Genomic DNA, 1,014 nt, shown 5'->3' on the forward strand with positions numbered 1-1,014 from the left:
GTACAAACAAGCGCCCCTCCTGCTTGGATGCAGAATGTCTTTAAGCGTGGGGGTGCAGATGCGTATAACATGTATGACACAGGGATGGGTGGTAATGTTTATGGTGGTCCTCGTGTAGCGCCGTTAAGTGATCAAACGCGCTATGGAATTGGTGGTCTTGGAAGTATTCCTCATCATTATCAAAATCGCTCTTTGATGAATACAATCTATAATCCAACGTCGGCAGCCATGAATCTTCGACATATGGCCTCTGGTGGTATGATGGGAGAAAATTCGTATTTCAAACAAGCACTTCAAGAAGCATTAGATGATTCAGACACTCAAATTAACAGATATTTCTCAGGGATTGGTCGTTATGCAACTCCTGATCACAGAGAGGAAGTGCGGAAAGGAAGAGATTCTATATACGCTCGTGCTATGTTAGAGCAATATAATCGTGATGCGGACCGCATGATGCAAGCCAATGCCATGATAGACCAAGCCAATCAAAATCAGTTGGGAGCATCAAATAACTTCTTGCAGGGTTATGGCAATGCCTATTCCAATGCCATACAGGGGGGAGGTGTGCTTGATAATTACAATCAGAGAGTTGTTGATGCCAATCGTGAACGTTGGCTGGAACAAGACAATAGCGGCTGGAATAGGTTGAATATGCTTATGAACGCCGGTCATGGCTTTGCAAGGAATTACGGCACGACGACGAATAATCATACAATCTCTAAGATAGAGGGCAATAATCCGTGGAAAAATGTAGGGGCTATAGGTTCTCTGGCACTTCAAGCAGCACCGATGGCTTTTGGTTATATGGCAGGTGGTCCAATGGGAGCAGCGTTGGCAGGAGGAGCATCCAAGTTTTTTTTAGATTACATGAATCAAAAGAAAGCTCTGGAGAATAATTAAAGAATAGTTTTGTAGGAGAGTGTGATGGCATTTCCAATATTATTTCCATTAGCTGGGGCAGCTTTTATGGCAGCAAGAGCTGCGCCTCATGTTTTTAGGTATCTTGCTCCTAAA

General features: G+C 43.7%; 1 protein-coding gene. It reads left to right on the plus strand.

All coding sequences use genetic code 11. The annotated features are described in order from the left end of the window. Nucleotides 1-900 (plus strand): hypothetical protein (locus ACFINZ_RS09945; protein WP_375701428.1); only part of this gene is annotated, 900 nt, incomplete at its 5' end. Nucleotides 901-1,014: the final 114 nt, after the last annotated feature.

This window comes from Bartonella sp. AA81SXKL (assembly GCF_042196945.1).
In the GTDB taxonomy this organism is placed as follows: domain Bacteria; phylum Pseudomonadota; class Alphaproteobacteria; order Rhizobiales; family Rhizobiaceae; genus Bartonella.